The sequence below is a fragment of the Streptomyces sp. NPDC058663 genome (genome assembly GCF_042716745.1).
Taxonomy (GTDB): domain Bacteria; phylum Actinomycetota; class Actinomycetes; order Streptomycetales; family Streptomycetaceae; genus Streptomyces.
In genome coordinates, this window is record NZ_JBHXRV010000011.1 from 2,118 (window position 1) to 20,066 (window position 17,949).

General features: G+C 72.4%; 17 protein-coding genes. 8 read left to right on the forward strand and 9 right to left on the reverse strand.

Going from position 1 to position 17,949, the window contains the following annotated elements; genetic code table 11:
- Window positions 1–29 precede the first annotated feature (29 nt).
- Complete coding sequence (locus ACFWVV_RS10305; RefSeq protein ID WP_384345266.1) at window positions 30–584, reverse strand: YciI family protein; 555 nt, start codon at window positions 582–584, stop codon at window positions 30–32.
- A gap of 138 nt (window positions 585–722) precedes the next feature.
- Here ACFWVV_RS10305 and ACFWVV_RS10310 point away from each other — a divergent pair, with 138 nt between their 5' ends.
- From ACFWVV_RS10310 to ACFWVV_RS10325, 4 genes are all read left to right on the forward strand, one after another.
- The gene (locus tag ACFWVV_RS10310; RefSeq protein ID WP_384345268.1) at window positions 723–1,829 is read left to right on the forward strand and encodes a dihydrodipicolinate reductase; all 1,107 of its coding nucleotides are present in this window, start codon (window positions 723–725) and stop codon (window positions 1,827–1,829) included.
- Entirely contained in the window at window positions 1,829–2,308 is a 480-nt protein-coding gene (locus tag ACFWVV_RS10315; RefSeq protein WP_384345271.1) for a carboxymuconolactone decarboxylase family protein, read from the forward strand. Before ACFWVV_RS10310 ends, ACFWVV_RS10315 begins: the two co-directional genes overlap by 1 nt.
- 88 nt (window positions 2,309–2,396) lie before the next feature.
- Entirely contained in the window at window positions 2,397–3,605 is a 1,209-nt protein-coding gene (locus tag ACFWVV_RS10320) for an RNA ligase (protein WP_384345274.1), read from the forward strand.
- Window positions 3,606–3,608: 3 nt separating this feature from the next.
- Window positions 3,609–4,610 carry an AAA family ATPase gene (locus tag ACFWVV_RS10325; RefSeq protein ID WP_384345277.1) on the forward strand — a complete coding sequence of 334 codons (1,002 nt, stop codon included), beginning with the start codon at window positions 3,609–3,611 and terminating at the stop codon, window positions 4,608–4,610.
- Between the two features lie 85 nt (window positions 4,611–4,695).
- Here ACFWVV_RS10325 and ACFWVV_RS10330 read toward each other — a convergent pair whose 3' ends face one another.
- The gene (locus ACFWVV_RS10330; protein ID WP_384345280.1) at window positions 4,696–5,238 is read right to left on the reverse strand and encodes a cysteine hydrolase family protein; all 543 of its coding nucleotides are present in this window, start codon (window positions 5,236–5,238) and stop codon (window positions 4,696–4,698) included.
- A gap of 28 nt (window positions 5,239–5,266) precedes the next feature.
- Window positions 5,267–5,833 carry a PadR family transcriptional regulator gene (locus ACFWVV_RS10335; RefSeq protein WP_384345282.1) on the reverse strand — a complete coding sequence of 189 codons (567 nt, stop codon included), beginning with the start codon at window positions 5,831–5,833 and terminating at the stop codon, window positions 5,267–5,269.
- 173 nt (window positions 5,834–6,006) lie between these two features.
- On the opposite strand from ACFWVV_RS10335, the gene ACFWVV_RS10340 reads away from it, so the two are divergent.
- Entirely contained in the window at window positions 6,007–6,417 is a 411-nt protein-coding gene (locus ACFWVV_RS10340; protein WP_384345285.1) for a nuclear transport factor 2 family protein, read from the forward strand.
- A 134-nt stretch (window positions 6,418–6,551) separates the two neighbouring features.
- Here ACFWVV_RS10340 and ACFWVV_RS10345 read toward each other — a convergent pair whose 3' ends face one another.
- From ACFWVV_RS10345 to ACFWVV_RS10365, 5 genes are all read right to left on the reverse strand, one after another.
- Window positions 6,552–8,273, reverse strand: a complete 1,722-nt coding sequence (locus tag ACFWVV_RS10345) for an acyl-CoA dehydrogenase family protein (protein ID WP_384345288.1) — start codon at window positions 8,271–8,273, stop codon at window positions 6,552–6,554.
- 157 nt (window positions 8,274–8,430) lie between these two features.
- A complete protein-coding gene (locus ACFWVV_RS10350; RefSeq protein ID WP_384345291.1) occupies window positions 8,431–8,994 on the reverse strand; it encodes a PadR family transcriptional regulator in 564 nt (187 codons plus the stop codon).
- Between the two features lie 420 nt (window positions 8,995–9,414).
- Window positions 9,415–10,377, reverse strand: a complete 963-nt coding sequence (locus tag ACFWVV_RS10355) for a threonine/serine dehydratase (RefSeq protein WP_384345294.1) — start codon at window positions 10,375–10,377, stop codon at window positions 9,415–9,417.
- A gap of 215 nt (window positions 10,378–10,592) precedes the next feature.
- The gene (locus ACFWVV_RS10360) at window positions 10,593–11,132 is read right to left on the reverse strand and encodes a DUF1203 domain-containing protein (protein ID WP_384345296.1); all 540 of its coding nucleotides are present in this window, start codon (window positions 11,130–11,132) and stop codon (window positions 10,593–10,595) included.
- A gap of 90 nt (window positions 11,133–11,222) precedes the next feature.
- Window positions 11,223–12,284 (reverse strand): helix-turn-helix domain-containing protein, encoded by a 1,062-nt coding sequence (locus ACFWVV_RS10365; protein WP_384345299.1) that lies wholly within the window; start codon window positions 12,282–12,284, stop codon window positions 11,223–11,225.
- Between the two features lie 250 nt (window positions 12,285–12,534).
- Here ACFWVV_RS10365 and ACFWVV_RS10370 point away from each other — a divergent pair, with 250 nt between their 5' ends.
- Window positions 12,535–13,713, forward strand: coding sequence for an alpha/beta fold hydrolase (locus tag ACFWVV_RS10370; RefSeq protein WP_384345300.1), 1,179 nt, complete (start codon window positions 12,535–12,537; stop codon window positions 13,711–13,713).
- Between the two features lie 178 nt (window positions 13,714–13,891).
- Window positions 13,892–15,100 carry a cytochrome P450 gene (locus ACFWVV_RS10375; protein WP_384345303.1) on the forward strand — a complete coding sequence of 403 codons (1,209 nt, stop codon included), beginning with the start codon at window positions 13,892–13,894 and terminating at the stop codon, window positions 15,098–15,100.
- Between the two features lie 88 nt (window positions 15,101–15,188).
- Here ACFWVV_RS10375 and ACFWVV_RS10380 read toward each other — a convergent pair whose 3' ends face one another.
- Window positions 15,189–17,291: a prolyl oligopeptidase family protein gene (locus tag ACFWVV_RS10380; protein ID WP_384345306.1), complete on the reverse strand. Its 2,103-nt coding sequence runs from the start codon at window positions 17,289–17,291 to the stop codon at window positions 15,189–15,191.
- A gap of 79 nt (window positions 17,292–17,370) precedes the next feature.
- Between ACFWVV_RS10380 and ACFWVV_RS10385 the strand changes: the two genes are divergently transcribed.
- Window positions 17,371–17,835, forward strand: coding sequence for a GNAT family N-acetyltransferase (locus tag ACFWVV_RS10385; RefSeq protein ID WP_384345309.1), 465 nt, complete (start codon window positions 17,371–17,373; stop codon window positions 17,833–17,835).
- The last annotated feature ends 114 nt before the right edge of the window (window positions 17,836–17,949 follow it).

The following is a 17,949-nucleotide window of genomic DNA, read 5'->3' on the forward strand; positions in this document are numbered from 1 at the left end:
GCACGGGGGCGCCGCCGTCGGCTCCACCGTCAACTCCTGCGTCCGCCGAACTCCCAGTCGTGCACCTCGATGGCGTCGTACCCGTGCGGGGTGAGGACGGCGCGCGCGGCTGCCGGATCCGTGGCCCGGACCAGCGCCGCCGTGCCGAGCCAGGTGGCACCGTCGTCGGAGAGCAGCGGCCCGTACGCGATCAGGTCGTCCCGTACGCCGTCGGGTATGCCGTCATCGGTGACCTCGCCCGGGCCGAGGCCGAGCACCAGATAGCGGTTGCCGCCGGACGCGCCGCCGGGGAACTCCCACATGGTGCGCCCCAGCAGGTTGCGCCAGCGGCGCACCAGGACGTCCCGGTACACGCCCGCCTGGTGGTTGGGCTCGTCGAAGGCGAACGCACGGGCGGCCGCGGGGTCCGGGAGGTCGACGATGTGCACGCTTCCGGAGGGCGTCTCGCCGTCGGCCGCGAAGGTGGGGCCGCGCGCGATCAGCTCCTTCGCGTAGCGGTCCATGTAGGACCAGTGCGCTTCCAGCAGGTCGCCGCGCAGCGGGAGGGAGCCGGGACGGTCGCGGTGATGGACGAAGAATTCCATGCACCGGAGCCTGCCTCGGGCGCACCACGGGAACAACCCTCACCATGTACCTCAGGCTTACACCCCGCCCGTGAACGGGCTCCGCACATGACGTCACCGCTCTGGGAAACGCACACCCTGCGCGCTACCCTCCGCCGCATGATTTCCACGGTTGTCTGGGGAACAGGCAATGTGGGACGCGCGGCGATCCGTGCCGTCGACTCCCATCCGGAGCTCGATCTGACGTCCGTACTGGTGCACAGTCCCGCCAAGGTGGGCCGTGACGCCGCCGCACTCGCCGGGCTCGAAGGCGAACTGGGGGTGAGCGCCACCGACGACATCGACGCGGTGCTCGGCGCCGGGCCGCGCGCGGTGGTGTACGCCGCTTCCGGGGACACCCGGCCCGACGAGGCACTCGCCGATGTCGCGCGGGCACTGCGGGCGGGGGCGGTGGTGGTCACCCCCGCGCTGTACGCCCTCTACGACCGGCGCGGCGCCCCGCCCGAGCTGCGCGAACCACTGGTGGCGGCGGCCACCGAGGGCGGCGGTGCGCTCTTCGTGTCCGGCATCGACCCCGGCTGGGGCAACGACGCGCTGCCCCTGCTGCTCAGCGGGCTCGGCAGCGTGGTCGACGCGATCCGCTGCCAGGAGGTCTTCGACTACTCGACGTACGACCAGCAGGACTCGGTGCGCCATCTCATCGGCATGGGGCACCCCTTGGAGTACCAGCCCCTGATGCTCGCCGAGTCCGTCCCGACGATGGTGTGGGGCGGTCAGCTGCGGCTGATGGCGCGGGCGCTGGGGGTGGAGCTGGACGAGATCCGCGAGACGCTTCAGCGCCGCCCGCTGGAGAGCACGGTGCGCACCCGCACCATGGGCGAGTTCGAGGCGGGCACGCAGGGCGCGGTCCGCTTCGAGGTGCAGGGGATCGTCGGGGGCGTGCCGCGCCTGGTGATCGAGCACGTCACCCGCATCCATCCGTCCTGCGCACCGGACTGGCCGCAGCCGCCGGACGGCGCGGGGGCGCACCGGGTGATCGTCGAGGGGCGGCCGCGGATCGAGCTCACGCTCACCGCCGACGACGAGGACGAGAACCGTTCGGCGGGCGGCAACGCGGTCGCCGTCGGCCGGCTGGTCAACGCGATCGACTGGCTGGTGGAGGCGAAGCCCGGGTTGTACGACGCACTGGACGTGCCCGTGCGGCCGGCTTTCGGCAGGCTGGGCGCGGGCCGCGGGGTCCGCTCAGGAGAAGGCGGAGGCGCGTGATGCACATCGACATTCCCGAGGGCAAGGAGCCGCTGGGCTACGTGTGGGGCGAGTTGGTGCCCGGCATCGGCCCCGCCGCCGCCGATCTCTCGCTCGCCGTGTACGCACACACCACCCTGGGACTGCGCGAGTTCGAGGCGGCCAGGCTGCGGATCGCGCAGATCAACGGGTGCCAGTTCTGCCTGGACTGGCGCACCGACAGGGACGGCGAGAAGGTCGAGGACGGCTTCGCCGACGCGGTGGCCCAGTGGCGCACGACGGAGGCCTTCGACGTACGCACCCGGCTGGCGGCGGAGTACGCGGAGCGGTTCGCGCTCGACCACCACCACATCGACGAGGAGTTCTGGACGCGGATGCACCACGCCTACAAGCAGGCGGAAGTGGTCGAACTGACCATGTGTCTGGGGTCGTGGCTGGCGTTCGGCAGGCTCAACCGGGTGCTCGGGCTGGACACCGTCTGCGTACTGCCCGGGCATTGAAGGCACCAGGCCGCCCCTGCGCACAAATTCGCTGTCCCGAACTCCCGTTCCCGACAAGAATGGAGGTACTGAAACCAGGAGTAAACCCATGAACCCGCCCCGCATTGCCCTCGACACCCTCTTCTCTCCCGCCGACCTCACGAAGGCGGTCGAAACCGGTCACCTCACGCGCAGGACGCATCCCACGCTGCCGCTGTCGCTCTACGCGTACTCCCGCTCCTGCCAGTTCGAGCAGGCGTGGTCGGAAGTGACCCTGCGGTGCCGGGGGCTGGTGGTCGACGACGAGCGCGGGGACGTGGTGGCGCTGCCGCTGCCGAAGTTCTTCAACGTGGCCGAGCACGCCACGGGCCGCCCCTACGCGCCCGCGCTGCCCAACGAGCCGTTCGAGGTGTACGACAAGGTCGACGGCAGCCTCGGCATCGTCTTCCACTACGCGGGCCGCTGGCACGCGGCGTCGAAGGGCTCCTTCACCAGCGAGCAGGCGACCTGGGCGCAGCGGCACCTGGACGCCCGCGACACCACCGCGCTGGTTCCGGGGACGACGTACCTGGCGGAGATCCTCTACCCGGAGAACCGGATCGTCGTGGACTACGGCGACCGGCGCGACCTGGTGCTGCTCGCCGCGTTCGGGGCCGACGGGGCGGAAGTGCCGCTGGAGACGGCGGCGCAGGCGTGGGCTCCGATCGGGTCCGTGGTGCGGCTGTGGCCCGCCATGCCGCTGGACGAACTGCTCGCGCTGACCGGCTCGAACACCTTGATCGGGGGTGCGCCCGCGACGGGCACGGACGCCGAGGGCTTCGTGCTGCGGTTCGCCTCCGGGGTGCGGGCGAAGGCGAAGATCGCCGAGTACGTACGGCTGCACAAGGTGCTGACCGGCGTCACCGAGCGGGACATCTGGACCCGGTACGGCATCCAGCGGTTCGCCGACGCCGGCCTGCCCGCCAAGCAGATCGCCCAGGCGGTCGGCTGCTCCCCCACCGAAGCCGCCACCGGCCGTCCGCTGGACGACCTGCTGGAACAGGTGCCGGACGAGTTCGACGCGTGGGTACGGGGCGTGGTGACGGCCCTGGAGGAGGCCGCGGCGGACCGGGAGCGGGCGATCGACGCGGCGTATGCGACGATCGCCCCACTCGCGGGCGACCGGGCCGCGTTCGCCAGGGCCGTGCAGGGATGGCAGGACCGGGAGCTGCGGTCCGCGATGTTCCTGCGGCTCGAAGGGCGGCCGACCGACCTTCTGGTGTGGCGGTCGCTGAAGCCGGTGGCCGCCGACCCGTTCAAGACCAATGAGGACAGCTGAACCATGTCTGTATCCGACACCACCACAGATGCCCGTACTGACACCGACAGCGGCACTGACGCCGGGGGCGGCCCCGCTCCCCTGCCCACCGTGCACGTGATGACCGGTCTGCCCGCGTCCGGCAAGACCACCGCGGCCCGCCGGCTCCAGGCCGGGTCCGGCGGGCGGATGCGCCGGGTGAACCTCGACGACCTGCGGGCGATGCTCGACATCCCGGCGGCAGAGGGCGAGGAGCGCACCCGTTCGTACGCCCACGAGCAGACCGTGCTGGCCGTGCAGGACGCGGCAGTCCGGGCCGCCGTGGACGGCGGGTTCGACGTGGTCGTCGACAACACCCACCTCACCTCGCACATCCCCAAGCGCCTCAAGGCGGCGGTCGCGGGACAGGCGGTGTTCGAGGTGCACGACTTCACCGACGTGGACGTGGAGGAGTGTCTGCGCCGGGACGCGGCGCGGGAACGGCCGGTCGGTGAGGAGATCATCCGTATCCTCGCCGACAAGCACGCGAAGGCCCGGCGGGGCGGCTGGCGGCTGACCGCCGAGTGGCTCAACGACGAGCCGCAGGTGACGCCCTACGTCGCCGACCCGGCGCTGCCCTCGGCGGTGATGTGCGACATCGACGGCACGCTGGCGCTGACCGGTGACCGGGGCCCGTACGACTTCTCGCGCTGCGGCACCGACGTGCTCAACCCGTCGGTGCGCGACGCCCTGCACGCGTTCCGGGGCACGCACGGCGACGTGCTGGTCCTGCTCTCGGGCCGCAGCGAGGACTTCCGGGAGCAGACGGAGGAGTGGCTCACCCGCCACGAGGTGCCGTACGACGAGCTCTGGATGCGCCCCTCGCGCGACCAGAGGCGCGACGACCTCGTCAAGGCCGAGCTGTTCGACAGCTACGTCCGCGACCGCTTCGCCGTCCGTGTCTCGCTGGACGACCGGGACCGGGTGGTGCAGCTGTGGCGCCGGATGGGGCTGCCGACGTGGCAGGTGAACTACGGGGCGTTCTGAGGGGTTCGTACGTCACCGGGGGCGGAGTGCGGCTCCCGGTGGCGTACGGCCGTCGCGGCTTCCGGTGACCCGCGGCCCGGTGCGCTCACAGGGGCAGCGTGCCGGATTCGCCGATCTCGGCGGACATGTTGCGCTCCATCATGGTCAGCGCCGCATCGGCGAGATCCTGGTGGATGTGCGCGACGGCGTCCTCGGGCACCGCGACCCGGAAATGCCGGATGTGCGCGTCCAGGGCTGAGTAGAGCACGCACTGCTCGGTGACCTGACCGCTCAGCACTACCCGGTCGACGTCGAGCTGACGGAGCAGATAGGTCAGCGGGGTCTCATAGAAGATCGAGTGCCTGGCCTTGACCACGAAGAGGGACTCGTCGTCCGGGCGCAGCGGTTCGACGAGTGCGGCGTGCGGTCCGGCGAGCGCGGTCTCGAGGATCTCTCCGTGGTGCGAGCGCCACTGCCCGAAGTTGTCGTTCACATAGATGACGGGGACGTCCCCGCCGGTGGCTCTGGCCCGCTCCAGCAGCCGTGCGATGGCGGGAACGGCCTTGCCCGCCGACGGAAGCAGCAGATCCGCGTCCTCGTGCTCGTAGGTGTTGATCATGTCGATGACCACCAGCGCGCTCTTTGCCATGCGCTCCATCGTGGCCGATGTGCCCCTGTCAGCGGCGCAGCGCCGCGCGCCGGTCGAGGACGCGCAGGGCGGTTCTGCCCCAGCGGATGTTCTCCCGCTCGAATGCCATGCCGCGCTGAAGAGTGAGGTAGGGCCCGATGCGGTCGGACTCGTCGAGGTACTGGTCCTCGTCGCGGCCGTCCAGCAGGGTGGCCCGCAGCCGTTCGTAGCGGGCGAGTTTGGCCTTGGCCCAGTCGATCCGTTCGGCGATCGCCGCGCGCACCGCGGGGGCGTCGCCCGCGTCCACGGACTGGACCTTGACCAGGAGTTCGTCGCGGATGGTGCTCGGCCTGCCGGGCGGCTCGGCGGTGTACGCGTGCACGGCCGCGAGACCCGCGTCGGTCAGCGAGAACAGCCGCTTGTCCGGGCGCCGCTCCTGCCGCACCACCCGGGCGGCGAGCAGCCCGTCGGCCTCCATGCGCTCCAGCTCGCGGTAGAGCTGCTGCGGGGTGGCCGTCCAGAAGTTGGCAACCGAGGCGTCGAAGCTCTTGGCGAGGTCGTACCCCGATGCCTCGCCCTCGAGGAGGGCCGCCATCACGGCGTTGCGCAGTGCCATGGGGGCACGCTAGCACTCGACCCCCTAGTCAAAAAGGTGACTACCGGGGGAGGCCGGGCCCGGCGGCGGCCCCGGCCCTGCCCACCGCGCGCACAGCCCCTGGACAACCCTCCCCCGACCCTCGATACTCACCGGCACACCTACTCAACTAATTGACTATCCGGGAGTGCGCAGTGAATCCCTTCCGCAAGGCTGTCGAGGACCGCGACGAGGCGGCGATCGCCGCACTGCTCGCCGACGATGTCGTCTTCACCAGCCCCGTCGCATTCAAGCCGTACCCGGGCAAGGCGATCACTGCCGCGGTCCTGCGCGGAGTGATGCGGGTCTTCGAGGACTTCGTGTACGTCCGTGAGATCGCCGACGCAAAGGGCCGGGACCACGCCCTGGTCTTCACCGCGAAGGTCGCGGGCAAGCAGATCGAGGGCTGCGACTTCCTGCACTTCGACGAGAACGGCAAGATCGACAGCCTGACGGTCATGGTCCGCCCGCTGACCGCCGCCCAGGCGCTGTCGGAGGCGATGGGTGCCCAGTTCGACCGGATCGCCGCGGAGGCGGCTGCCGAGGGGACGCCGGAGGCGGGCTGAAAAGTCCCGGTCGCGAGGCGGAGGCCCGCCTGCCGGAGCCAGGCTGAAAACCCCGGTCGCGAGGCGGAGGTCCGCCCCGCGACCGGGGTGCCGTGGGCCGGGCCCGTGGGGAGCCCGGGTCGCCCGAATCGCGGTTACGGGGCCATCTCGTACGACCCGGAGAGCGCTTCGACCCGCTCCCAGACGCGGGCCGAGCGGGCCTCGTCCACCGCCGGGCGGCGGATGGCGCCCAGCGCCCAGCTCTGCTGCTGCTCGGTGGCGGAGTCCTTGCCGTGCAGTTCCACCGCGTGCGCGGAGAAGTCCCGTACGAGCACGGCGAACAGCTCGTCCAGGACGTCCGCGTCGAGACCGGTCAGGCGGGCCTGCTCCAGGATGAGCTGGCCGTGCACGACGAGCGCGAAGAGCTGCCCGACGGCGAGGAGCAGGTCGAGGTCCTTGCTCTGCTCCTCGTCGGGGGCGGCGGTGGTGACGAACTCGCAGAGCGCGTCGGCCTGTTCGCGCAGGAGGGCCACGTTGGGGAGGGTGGCGTACGCGTCGTAGGCGGGCCGCCAGTCGTGGAAGCGGACCGAGCCGAGACCGCGCGCCGGGCCCTGGCGGAAGAGGAAGTCGTCGTCGGCCGCGTCCAGCCGGGTCGGGACGGGCTCGTACGGGGCGGGGGCGAGCAGGTGGTTGCCCATGAACTTGAGGATCAGCGCGAGGTTGACGTGGACGGTGCCCTCCAGCTTGGGCAGTCCCCGGATCTCGATGGCCGCCTGGGCGAAGTAGTTGTCCTTCTCGAAGCCCTTGGCGGCGATGACGTCCCACATCAGGTCGATGACCTTCTCGCCCTCGGTGGTCACCTTCATCTTCGTCATCGGGTTGAAGAGGAGGTAGCGGCGGTCGTCCGGGCCCGCGGTGCGGAAGTAGTCGACGGCGCGGTCGCTGAAGAGCTTCATGCCGACGAGACGTACGTACGCGTCGGTCAGCTCACGGCGCACGTGCGGGAAGGCGGTGACGGGGCGCCCGTAGAGGATGCGGTGGGTGGCGTGCGTGACGGCCTCGTACATCGCGTGCTCGCAGATGCCGATGGAGGCGGTGCAGAGGTTGAACTTGCCGACGTTGACGGTGTTGAGCGCGGCGTCGAAGGCGGCTCGGCCGGTGTGCAGGACGTCGGCGGCGGTGACCGGATAGTCCTCCAGGCGGAACTCGCTGACGTACTTGGAGGAGTCGACGACGTTCTTGACGAGGTGGTATGCGGGGTGGCGGCTGTCGGCGGCGAAGAAGACGTAGCCGTCGGGGCCCTCGATGTCGGTGCGGCGGCCGAAGACGGAGACCAGACCGGCCGCGTTGCCGTTGCCGATGTAGTACTTGGAGCCGGTGGCGCGGAAGCCGCCGTCGGCCTCGGGGGTGAGGAGCATGTCGGTGGAGTAGATGTCGGCGCCGTGCGCCTTCTCGGAGAGGCCGAACGCGAACACCTCACCCTGGTCGAGGAGTTCGGCGGCACGGGCGCGCGCGGCGGCGTTGTCGCTCTGCCAGACCGGGCCGAGCCCGAGGATGGTGACCTGCCAGGCGTACCAGTAGTCGAGCCCGTAGAAGCCGAAGATCTCGTTGAGGGCGGCGATGCGGGCGGTGTCCCAGCGCTTGTCGGTGCTGTCGCCTGCGGCGGCGGCCGGCGTCAGGAACGTCGCGAACAGGCCCTCCTTGGCGGAGAAGGCGAGGAAGTCCCCCAGCCAGGCACGGGTGCGGTAGTCCTCGATGAGCCGTCGCTTGCCACGTGCCTCGAACCAGTCGACGGTGGCGCGCAGCAGCCGGTGGGTCTCCGCGTCGAAGCCCTGCGGGTCGTAGGTGCGCGGGTTGAAGAGGAGCGAGTCGGCCATGGAGGTCCGCCTTCCGGGGGTGAGGGATTTCCGGGGTGAGGGTGTTGCGGGGTGAGGGTGTTACGGAGTGAGGGTGTTGCGGGGTGAGCGTGCTGCGGGGTGAAAGTTCAGCGGCGTGAGAGTGCAGCGGGGAGCGGGCTCGGTGCGGGGCGCGGGTTCAGCGGGGGCCGGCCGCGGCCAGGCGCCGTACCGTGGCCAGCACGTCGTCGAGCCAGGCGATCGTCATCCGTTCGTACGCGATCCCGCCGCGCAGGACCACGTGCTGGAGCTCCTGCCCGGCGTCGTGCGGCACCGGGGCGTCGGGTCCTGTGAAGTCGCGCTCCTGCCCGGCGAGGTAGTGGGCCAGCCGGTCCTGGTGCGCCCGGTGGTGGCGCTCGACCTCGCGGAGCAGGGCGGCGGGGTCGTCGAAGGCTGCACCGCGGATCTTCACGGCGAGGTCGTGCCGCAGGCTCTCTGGCTCGCTCGGCCGGTGCAGCCACTCGGACAGCACGGCCCGCCCCGGCACGGCGACGGAGTACTCCCGTTTGTCGGGCCGCCCCTGCTGCACCACGTCCCGCACGTCGAGCAGGCCCTCGCTCTCCATCCGTTTGAGCACGCGGTATATCTGCTGGTGGGTGGCGGTCCAGAAATAGCCGATGGACCGCTCGAAGCGCCGGGCCAGCTCATAACCGGAGCCCGGCTGCTCCAGCAGGGAGACGAGAATCGCGTGTTCGAGTGCCACACCGCGATCCTGCTATGCAACTTGTTGCATAGACAAGGTGCGCCGCGCGGGTGAGACACGGCTCACCCCGTCGGGCCCCCGGAAGAGGCCTGAAGGCCGGTGCACCTCGGCCCTGCTCGCTCTGACCCTCGTGGGCCCGTGGGACCTGCGGTGAAGGCGTCGGCGAGCGCGCGGCGGAGCACGGTGAGGACCATCTGACCGCGTTGCCGGGGCCGGGGCCGGGGGGGGCTGGCGCCGCGGGGCACGAAGCCAGAGGCCAGGGGGCGGGGGGCGGCGCCGTGGGGCACGAAGCCAGGGGCCGGGGGCGGGGGCGGCGCCGCGGGGCACGAAGCCAGGGGCCGGGGGCGGCGGCCCGGCAACGGGGCCGGGCCAAGGGCCGTGACGCGTCGCGCGGTCGTCGGCCCGGCACCCGTACGGCGGTCAGCGCAGTCCGAAGCGCTCGGCCCAGCCGGCCACGTCGGCGGTCGTCGCGTTGCCGCCGCAGACCACCAGTCCGAGCCTGGCCCCCTCCCCGACGCGTTCCAGCACCCGGCGTGCCGCGGGCAGCAGACATCCGGCGGCGGGCTCGGCCCACACCTTGGCATGTTCCGCCAGGTCGAGGGTGCCCTGCACGGCCTCGGCGTCGGTCACCGTGACGACATCCGTGACCAGCGCCGAGACGTGCTCGTAGGTGAGCGGTGAGGCACTGGGGGCGCTCAGCGTCGAGACGATCGACGACAGCTCGACGGGGACCGGCCCGCCGGAGGCCAGGGCCTGCGACATGGCGCGCGCGCCTTCGGTCTCCACGCCCCAGACCCGTACTCCGGGACGGCGCGCGTGCAGCGCGGCGGCGACCCCGGAGATCAGCCCCCCGCCTCCGATGCTGACGAGTACGTCGGTGAGCTCGCCGGCGTCCTCCGCCAGCTCCAGGCCGACCGTGCCCTGGGCAGCGATGACCACGGGGTCGTCGAAGGGGTGGACGAGGGCAAGCCCCTTCGTCCGGAGTTCGTCCACGACGGCGAACGCGCCGTCCATGGTGTCGGCGAGGACGACGCTCGCCCCGGCGGCCTCCGCGATGTCGACGGCGCGGCCGGGGGCGGCCCGTGGCATGACGACGGTCGCCCTGATGTCCAGCGCCCCGGCCATGACGGCGACCGCGATGGCGTGATTGCCGCCGCTCACCGCCACCACCCCTGCGGCGCGTTCGGCCTCACTGAGGGCGAGCAGCTTCGCCGTCGCTCCGCGCGCCTTGAAAGAGCCGGTGCGCTGCAGCAGTTCGAGTTTCGCGGTGACCTGCGCGCCCAGGAGGTCGGACAGTCCGGGGCTCGGCACGGTCGGGGTCCGCAGGACGTGTCCGGCGATCCGCTCGGCTGCGGCTTCCACGTCCTCGACAGTGATCAGCATGCTCGTACCTGACCCTCGCCGGGTCCCGGTGCGGGCACGGGTCCTTCGACCTGTTCCCGCGCCCGGGAGGTGCCAACGGCTCTCTGCGCACGTGCTCTGGACATCGTCATACGACTCATTCTGAATGATCTTGACCGGCAAGCACACCCCCTCCTCGCCGGCGCCGACGCACGACGGAGCCGGGTGTGCGTCCGGCAGTGACCGGGCCGATCACCTCACAGCAGACCCTGGCCCCGGCGTACTTCGAACTGGAAGCAGCCGTACTCCACCGCCCGTACGTGCACCAGCACCACCTCCGGTTCGGCGAAGGCCTCGGCGAGGGCGCCGTCGAAGCCGGCCGCGGCGTTCTGCGGGATCTCGAAGAGGCGGCCGCCGGCGATGCGGCCCGCGGCGTCGTAGCGCCGGAGGGTGCGCAGGGCTCCGGGCCGTGCGAAGGGGTAGGCCCCGTCCGTCGGGTCCGGCCCGCCGCACGCGTCCGCGTGGACGAACACCGGGCCGACCTCGTCGTACGCACCCGGCACGGCGCCGGATGCGCGGGCCCAGCGGCGCAGTGGTGCATAGGAGACGAGCGCCACCCGCTCACCCTCCTCGACGGCGCGCAGACAGCAGCGCAGCGGACTGCCCACGCAGTCGACGGGCGCACCGTCCCGGCGTGCGGTGAAGGGAGACGGCCTGTGGCCCGCGTCGTCGGCACTGCGGAGTTCGTCGAGCGCTTCCGGGGAAATGGGCAGCGGGGTGTACGTGGTGTTCGGCATGGCCCCAGTCTCGGGCGCGGGTGGCCGGCGCACCGGCGGAATTCGGACGTCGCGGTGCGGGTGGGAGGCGGGCGGCTCCTGCACGGGCTCTCAGGACCGCTCGCTCTCGCGTCGTCCAGGACCGTCGCCGTCTCCGCCGGTCAGCAGGAGGTCCGCCAGCGGCGTGCGGTGGTGCTGGACCGAGCGCCCCGCGCGGACAGTGGTGACGAATCCGGCGGCGCGCAGAGCGGCGGCGTGGGCCGAGGCGGTGGCGTTGCTGACGCCGATGCGGCGGGCCAGGCCGGTGGTCGTGGCAGCTTGGTCGAGCGAGCGCAGCAGGGCGAGCCGGGTGCGGCCGAGAATCCCTGCGAGCGGCTCGCCCGACACCCCCGCGGCTCCGTCCGGGGTCAGGGGCAGCCCATGTCCCGCCGGATACGCGAGGGAAACGGGGCGGCCCCGGGAGCAGGAGCGGCCCTGGGAGCCCGGCCGGCCCTGGTGGCCGCTTCGGCTCTGCGGGTCCTGGACGAGGGGGCCGCGTCGCCAGTGGAAGGTCGGCAGCAGGAGCAGGCCCCGCCCGTCGAGCAGTACGTCCCGCCGGCGGGGCGACCCGGGGCAGGGGAGCTCCCAAACACCGTCTGACAGGCGGGAGTTGGGGACCAAGGCAGTCAGGGCGGCGCCGAGACCCTGTTCGGCGAGCAGCAGGGCGTGGCGGGTGAACTCCGCCCGGTGCAGGTCCTGAACGAGGTTCCACACCGGGGCGAGCACCGTCTCGTACGCCGCCCGGTGCGCCCGTCCGAAGGTCCGCCAGGCGTCGGCGTCCCCGTCGTGCAGGGCGCGGATCCACGGCGGCGCGGCGCGTCCGGCGTAGGTCCGCGCGAGTTCCGCCCGTACGAACTCCGGGCTGTGCTCCCCGATCAGAGCGAACCCTTCGGCCGGGGTGTCCCCGAGTACGTCGAGGAAGGCGGGCGGATTCCCGTCCGGCACGAGAGCCGCGAGCGGCTCGACGGCACGCGGCAGGGTCCGCAGCAGCCCGTGCCGCCAACGCCCGAACAACACGCCTTCGTCGGGTACGCCCCACATCAGGAGTGCCGCGTGCAGTTCGGGCACGGGCGAGGGCCGCGGAGCGAAATGGACGCGGGCGAAGTCGTCCGCGCTGAAGTGGATCCGGATCACGCACAACCTCGCCGTCGTTCCTGCCCGGGTTCCCGGGACGCCTGCCCGCCGTGCCCTCCCCCACTGTCCCGCACCCCCACCCGCACGAGTCACCCGCGCTGCCAGCCACCCGGCACCAGTCACCCTGCCCACCTCCCCGGCTGCGCCCGCCCGCCCACTCCCGGCACCCGCGCCCTCCGGCACCCACGCGGCCTGCAACCCGCAACCCGCAACCATGTGCCCCGGGCCCGTCTCGCGCCAGCCTTTCGGCGTGAGCCTCAACCTTCGTGCGGGTGCGTGGGCCGCGGCCAGGATGCCGGGCATGACCTTCTTCTCGGATCCCAGCCGCCGTACTCTGCTCCACGGCGCCCTCGTAGGGGCCGGCGCGTTGCTGCCCGGGGCCTCTCCCGCCCTCGCCGCCGGGCACACCACCGGAGCACCGCCGCTCCGCCTTCCGGCGCCCCACGGGCCGCACCCCGTGGCTGCCTCGGTGCGTCACCTCGTCGACGCCTCCCGCAACGACCCGTGGGCCCCCGCCATCGGCGTCCGTGAACTCATGGTCACGGTCCTGCGTCCGGCCGCCCCCGGCCACCGCCGCTTTCCTCGTGCACCGCACATGACCCCGGCGGCCGCCACGCACTTCGGCGAGGTGGCGCCCTGGATCCACCCGCTCCCTGCGGCCGGGGTCGACTGGGCCGCCACCCTCACCCATGCCAGAGCCGGCGCCCCTGCCCTGCCCGGCCGCCGGCCCGTGCTGATCCACTCCCCGGGCGGCGGCGACCCGCGTGCCCTGGGCAGCTCCCTCGCCGTCGATCTCGCCTCGTACGGCTGGACGGTCGTCACTGTCGACCACCCCGGGGAGGCCGTCGTGGTCGAGTTCCCCGACGCCCGTCCGGGCCGCGCACGGGTCCGGCCCACCGTGCTGCTCGGCCCGCCCGACCCGGCCACCTTCCGCACCATGATCGACACTCGGGTCGCCGACCTCCGCTTCGTCATCGACGCCCTCGGTCTCGACCGGGTCGGCGTGTACGGGCACTCGGCAGGCGGCACCGCGGCCGCACAGGCTCTCCACGAGGACCCGCGGATCGCTGCCGCGGTCAACCTGGAGGGATACCTCGACTGGATGGACGGCGAACTCCTGCCGGTCGCACGGCGCACGACGGACCGCCCCCTGCTGCTGGCCGGCACCGACGGTTTTCGCGATGCCCGGCTGGACCGCGGCTGGGGCGCCCTGCTGGCCCACGGCGGCCCTGTCGCCCGCCGGCAGCTCGCCCGCACCCACCACTGGGCCTTCACCGACTACGCAGCCCTCGTCCCCCAGCTCGAGCAGGCCGGTCTGGTGTCCGCCGAGGCGCGCGCCGCCATGGTCGGCCCGGGGGAGCCGCGGGTCACCGTGCCCGCCGTACGGCATCTCGTACGGTCGTTCTTCGCGCGGCATCTACCCGTGTGAGCCCTGGCTGCGGTCCCGGTCGGGCACCCGGTACGCCGGCCCCCTCGGGCGGCGGGGCCGAACAACGCACCACCGCCCGCCCCCGGCGGATCCGCACAACCCGTCCCCGCCCCAGGGCACCTCACCACCCACTCCCACGGCCCTGGCCCAACCGCCCCCCACCCGCTAGCGTCCCCCCATGAACGCCCCCTTCTCCCCCTGGTCACCCGACTTCCTCACCGACCCCCTCCCCGCATACACCGAACTCCGCTCCCGCGGCCGGGCCCACTGGTTCGAGCCCACGAACCAGTGGCTCGTGCCGCACCACGCCGACGTGTCCGCGCTGCTGCGCGACCGCCGGCTGGGCCGCTCGTACCAGCACCGGTTCCCGCACGAGGAGTTCGGCCGCACCGCCCCGCCACCCGAGCACGAGCCCTTCCACACCCTGAACGACCACGGCATGCTCGACCTGGAACCGCCGGACCACACCCGCATCCGCCGCCTGGTCGCCAAGGCGTTCACCCCGCGTACGGTCACGCAACTACAGCCGTACGTCGATAAGTTGGCGGCAGAGCTCGTGGCGGAGCTGGTGGCGGAGGGGGGCGGCGACCTGCTGCGGGCGGTCGCCGAACCGCTGCCGGTGGCCGTGATCGCGGAGATGCTCGGCATCCCCGGCCCCGACCGGGCACCGCTGCGCCCCTGGTCGGCGGACATCTGCGGCATGTACGAGCTGAACCCGTCACAGGAGACCGCGGAACGCGCCGTCCGTGCCTCGCTCGAATTCTCCGCGTACCTGCGGGACTTGATCGCCCACCGCCGCGAGCACCCCGGCAGCGACCTGATCTCCGGACTCATCGCCGCGCACGAGGACGGCGAGCGTCTCACCGAGCAGGAAATGATCTCCACCTGCGTCCTGCTGCTGAACGCAGGACACGAGGCGACGGTGAACGCCACCACGAACGGCTGGTACGCCCTGTTCCGCAATCCGGACCAGTTGGCGGCCCTGCGCGCCGATCCGGACGGGCTGCTCCCCACGGCGGTGGAGGAGCTGATGCGTTACGACACCCCGCTCCAGCTCTTCGAACGCTGGGTGCTCGACGACATCGAGATCGGCGACGTCAGGATCGAGCGGGGAGCCGAAGTGGCCCTGCTCTTCGGGTCCGCCAATCACGACCCCGCGGTGTTCGCCCATCCGGACCGGCTGGACCTCGCCAGGGCGCACAACCCGCACATCTCCTTCAGCGCGGGAATCCACTACTGCATCGGCGCACCCCTGGCCCGGATGGAACTCGCGGCTTCCCTGCGGGCGCTCCTCACCCAGGCGCCAGAACTCCGCCTGGCCGCGGAGCCGGAGCGCACGCCGAACTTCGTGATGCGCGGATTCAAGGAACTGGCCGTCCTGGTCTGAGCCCCCCCCAGCGGCCCCGCCGAGCCACCTCGGAGCGACGCCACGCAGATCACGGCCGCCACCACCCGGCCGCGGCCTCGACCACCCCTCAGTCGCGCCGGATCCCGGCCCCCAGGGTGCGGTGCAGGAAGGTGTACTTCAGCGCCTCCAGCTTCGCGGCCTGCGCGTTGTCCGCCGCGCTGCTGTGGCCGCCGCTGGTGGTTTCGTGGAAGAGGACCTCGTGGCCCTGGGCGCGCAGGAGGGCGGCGGTCTTCCTGGCGTGGCCGGGGTGGACCCGGTCGTCGCTGGTGGCGGTGTAGAGGAGCGTCGGCGGGTAGCTGCGGTCGGCGCGGAAGTGGTGGTACGGGGAGATCGCGTCGAGGTGCGGGCGGTCGGCGGGGTCGTCCGGGTCGCCGTACTCGGCGGTCCAGGAGGCACCGGCCAGCAGCAGGTGGAAGCGGCGGAGGTCGAGGATCGGCGCCCCGATGATCGCGGCGCCGAAGAGTTCGGGGCAGCGGGTGAGCATGGCCCCGACGAGCAGGCCTCCGTTGCTGCGGCCCTCGATGCCGAGCCGTTCGGGAGTGGTGAGGCCCCTGGCGACCAGGTCGCGGGCGACGGCGGCGAAGTCCTCGAAGGCGCGGGGGCGGTCGGCCTTGAGTGCGGCGCGGTGCCAGGCAGGTCCGTACTCCCCGCCGCCGCGGATGCCCGCGACCACGTACGTACCGCCGAGGGCCAGCCAGCCACGGCCCTCCAGTGCGCTGTAGCCGGGGGTGAGGGAGTGCTCGAAGCCGCCGTATCCGTAGAGGAGCGCCGGGCCGGGGGCGGTGGGATGGGCGGGGCCGACGACGAAGTACGGGACACGGGTGCCGTCGTCGGAGGTGGCGAAGTGCTGGGCGACGTCGAGGCCCGTGGTGTCGAAGAGGGCGGGCGACTCCTTGAGCTGTTCCCTCGCGCTGCCGGGACGGCCCGTGGCCTCGCCCCGGTAGAGGGTCGGGGGCTGGAGGAAGCCGTCGACGGCCAGGAAGTACTCGTCGGAGTCCGGGTCGACGCCGGTGATCGCGGCGGAGGCCAGCGGAGGAACGTCGGCCAGCAGGTGGCGGGTCCACGGCGCGGCGGCGGCGCCCTCTCCTGACCCCGTACCGCCCGCCCCTCCCGGGGTGAGGATCTCGATGCTGGTGGCGACGTCCGTCAGGATGTCCAGGATCAGGTGGTGCCGGGTCCAGCAGTGCCCTTCGAGTGCGGTGCGGGCACTCGGGGTGAACAGCACCGTCGCCTCGCGCGCGCCCGCCAGGAACGCCTCGAAGCCGAACGCGAGCAGGGAGCCCGCCGGGTGCCCCAGCCACTCGCTCTTCGGGCTGACGATCAGCCATTCGCGGTGCGCGTACGCGCTCGCGTCGGCCGGCACGTCGATCCGGATCCGGCGGCCGTCCTCGGCCAGGAGGTAGAGGTCGCCGTGCCAGAAGTCCCTGTGTACGGAGAGGAAGTCGCGTGCGTACCCCGGGGTGGGGTCGTGCCACGCCGTGACGGACAGGTCCTCCCGGTCGGCCTCGAAGACGGTCTCGGCCTCGGTGCGCGGGGTACCGCGCCGCCAGCGGCGCACGGTGCGCGGATAGCCGGACGTGGTGAGTGATCCGGGGCCGAAGTCCGCGCCGAGATAGACGGTGTCCTCGTCGATCCAGCCGATCACGGTCTTGCCCTCGGGGACGCAAAAACCGACCCCCTCGCCTGCGCCGGCCCCCTCGCCCTCGCCGCTCCCCGGTACGAACTCCCCCGACTCCAGATCGAATTCGCGCACCACGACGGCATCCGTACCGGACGGGGACAGGCTCACCAGGGCCCGCCGGCGGTCGGGGTAGCGCACCTGGGCACCGCCCCAGACCCAGTCGACCCCCTCGGCGGCGGCCAGCGCGTCGATGTCCAGCACCGTCTCCCACTCCGGGGCCTCCTTGCGGTACTCCGCCAGGGTCGTGCGCCGCCAGACGCCCCGGACATGGATGGCGTCCCGCCGGAAGTCGTAGAGCAGGTCGCCGCGGCGGCGGACGTACGGGATGCGCCGGGCGTCGTCCAGCACCTCCCGGAGGTCGGCCGCCAGCTTCCTGAACTCGGGACCGTCCAGGGCCCGTTCGCACTCCTCGGTGCGCTCCCGCACCCAGGCGAGCGCCTCCGGTCCTTCGATGTCCTCGAGCCACAGGTACGGGTCGTCAGCGATCATGGCTCCGAGTATGGCCCGCCGGGCGGGCGGGCGGTAGCGGCCTGTCACCCGCGGGCGCACACCCCGTAGCATGTAAGGCATGAATGTCACGAGTGACTCTTACGAGCTGCGTGCAGGCGTTCCCTCGGTCGAGGTCTTCCGGCGGCTGCGCACGGAGTCCGGGCTCTCCGACAAGGCGCCCGAGGCCGTCGCCCTCGCCCTGCCGAACACCTGGTTCGGCGTGGTCCTGGAGCACCAGGGGGAGGCGATCGGGATGGGGCGGGTCATCGGCGACGGCGGGACCGCGTTCCAGGTCGTGGACATCTGTGTGCTGCCGGCCCACCAGGGGCTCGGCCTCGGCAGGCGCATCATGGCCGCGCTCACCGCGGAGCTGGAGCGGCGGGCGCCGGCCACGGCGAACGTGACGCTGATCGCGGACGGGCCCGCGCGCTTCCTCTACGAGAAGTTCGGCTTCGCCGATTCCGCCGAGCAGGGGTCGATCGGCATGTGCCGCATGATGGGTCCGGTCAGGAATGGAGAAGCGCTGGTCACGGGCCGGTCCTAGTCTGATCCCCAGGAGCCCCGCCCCGCCCGCCGGCCGTGGGCGGGGCGGGCAGGTCCACCGGCCCGGGATCCGTGCGCGCCATGCGCACGGATCCGGGCGGATCGCCGGCACCGG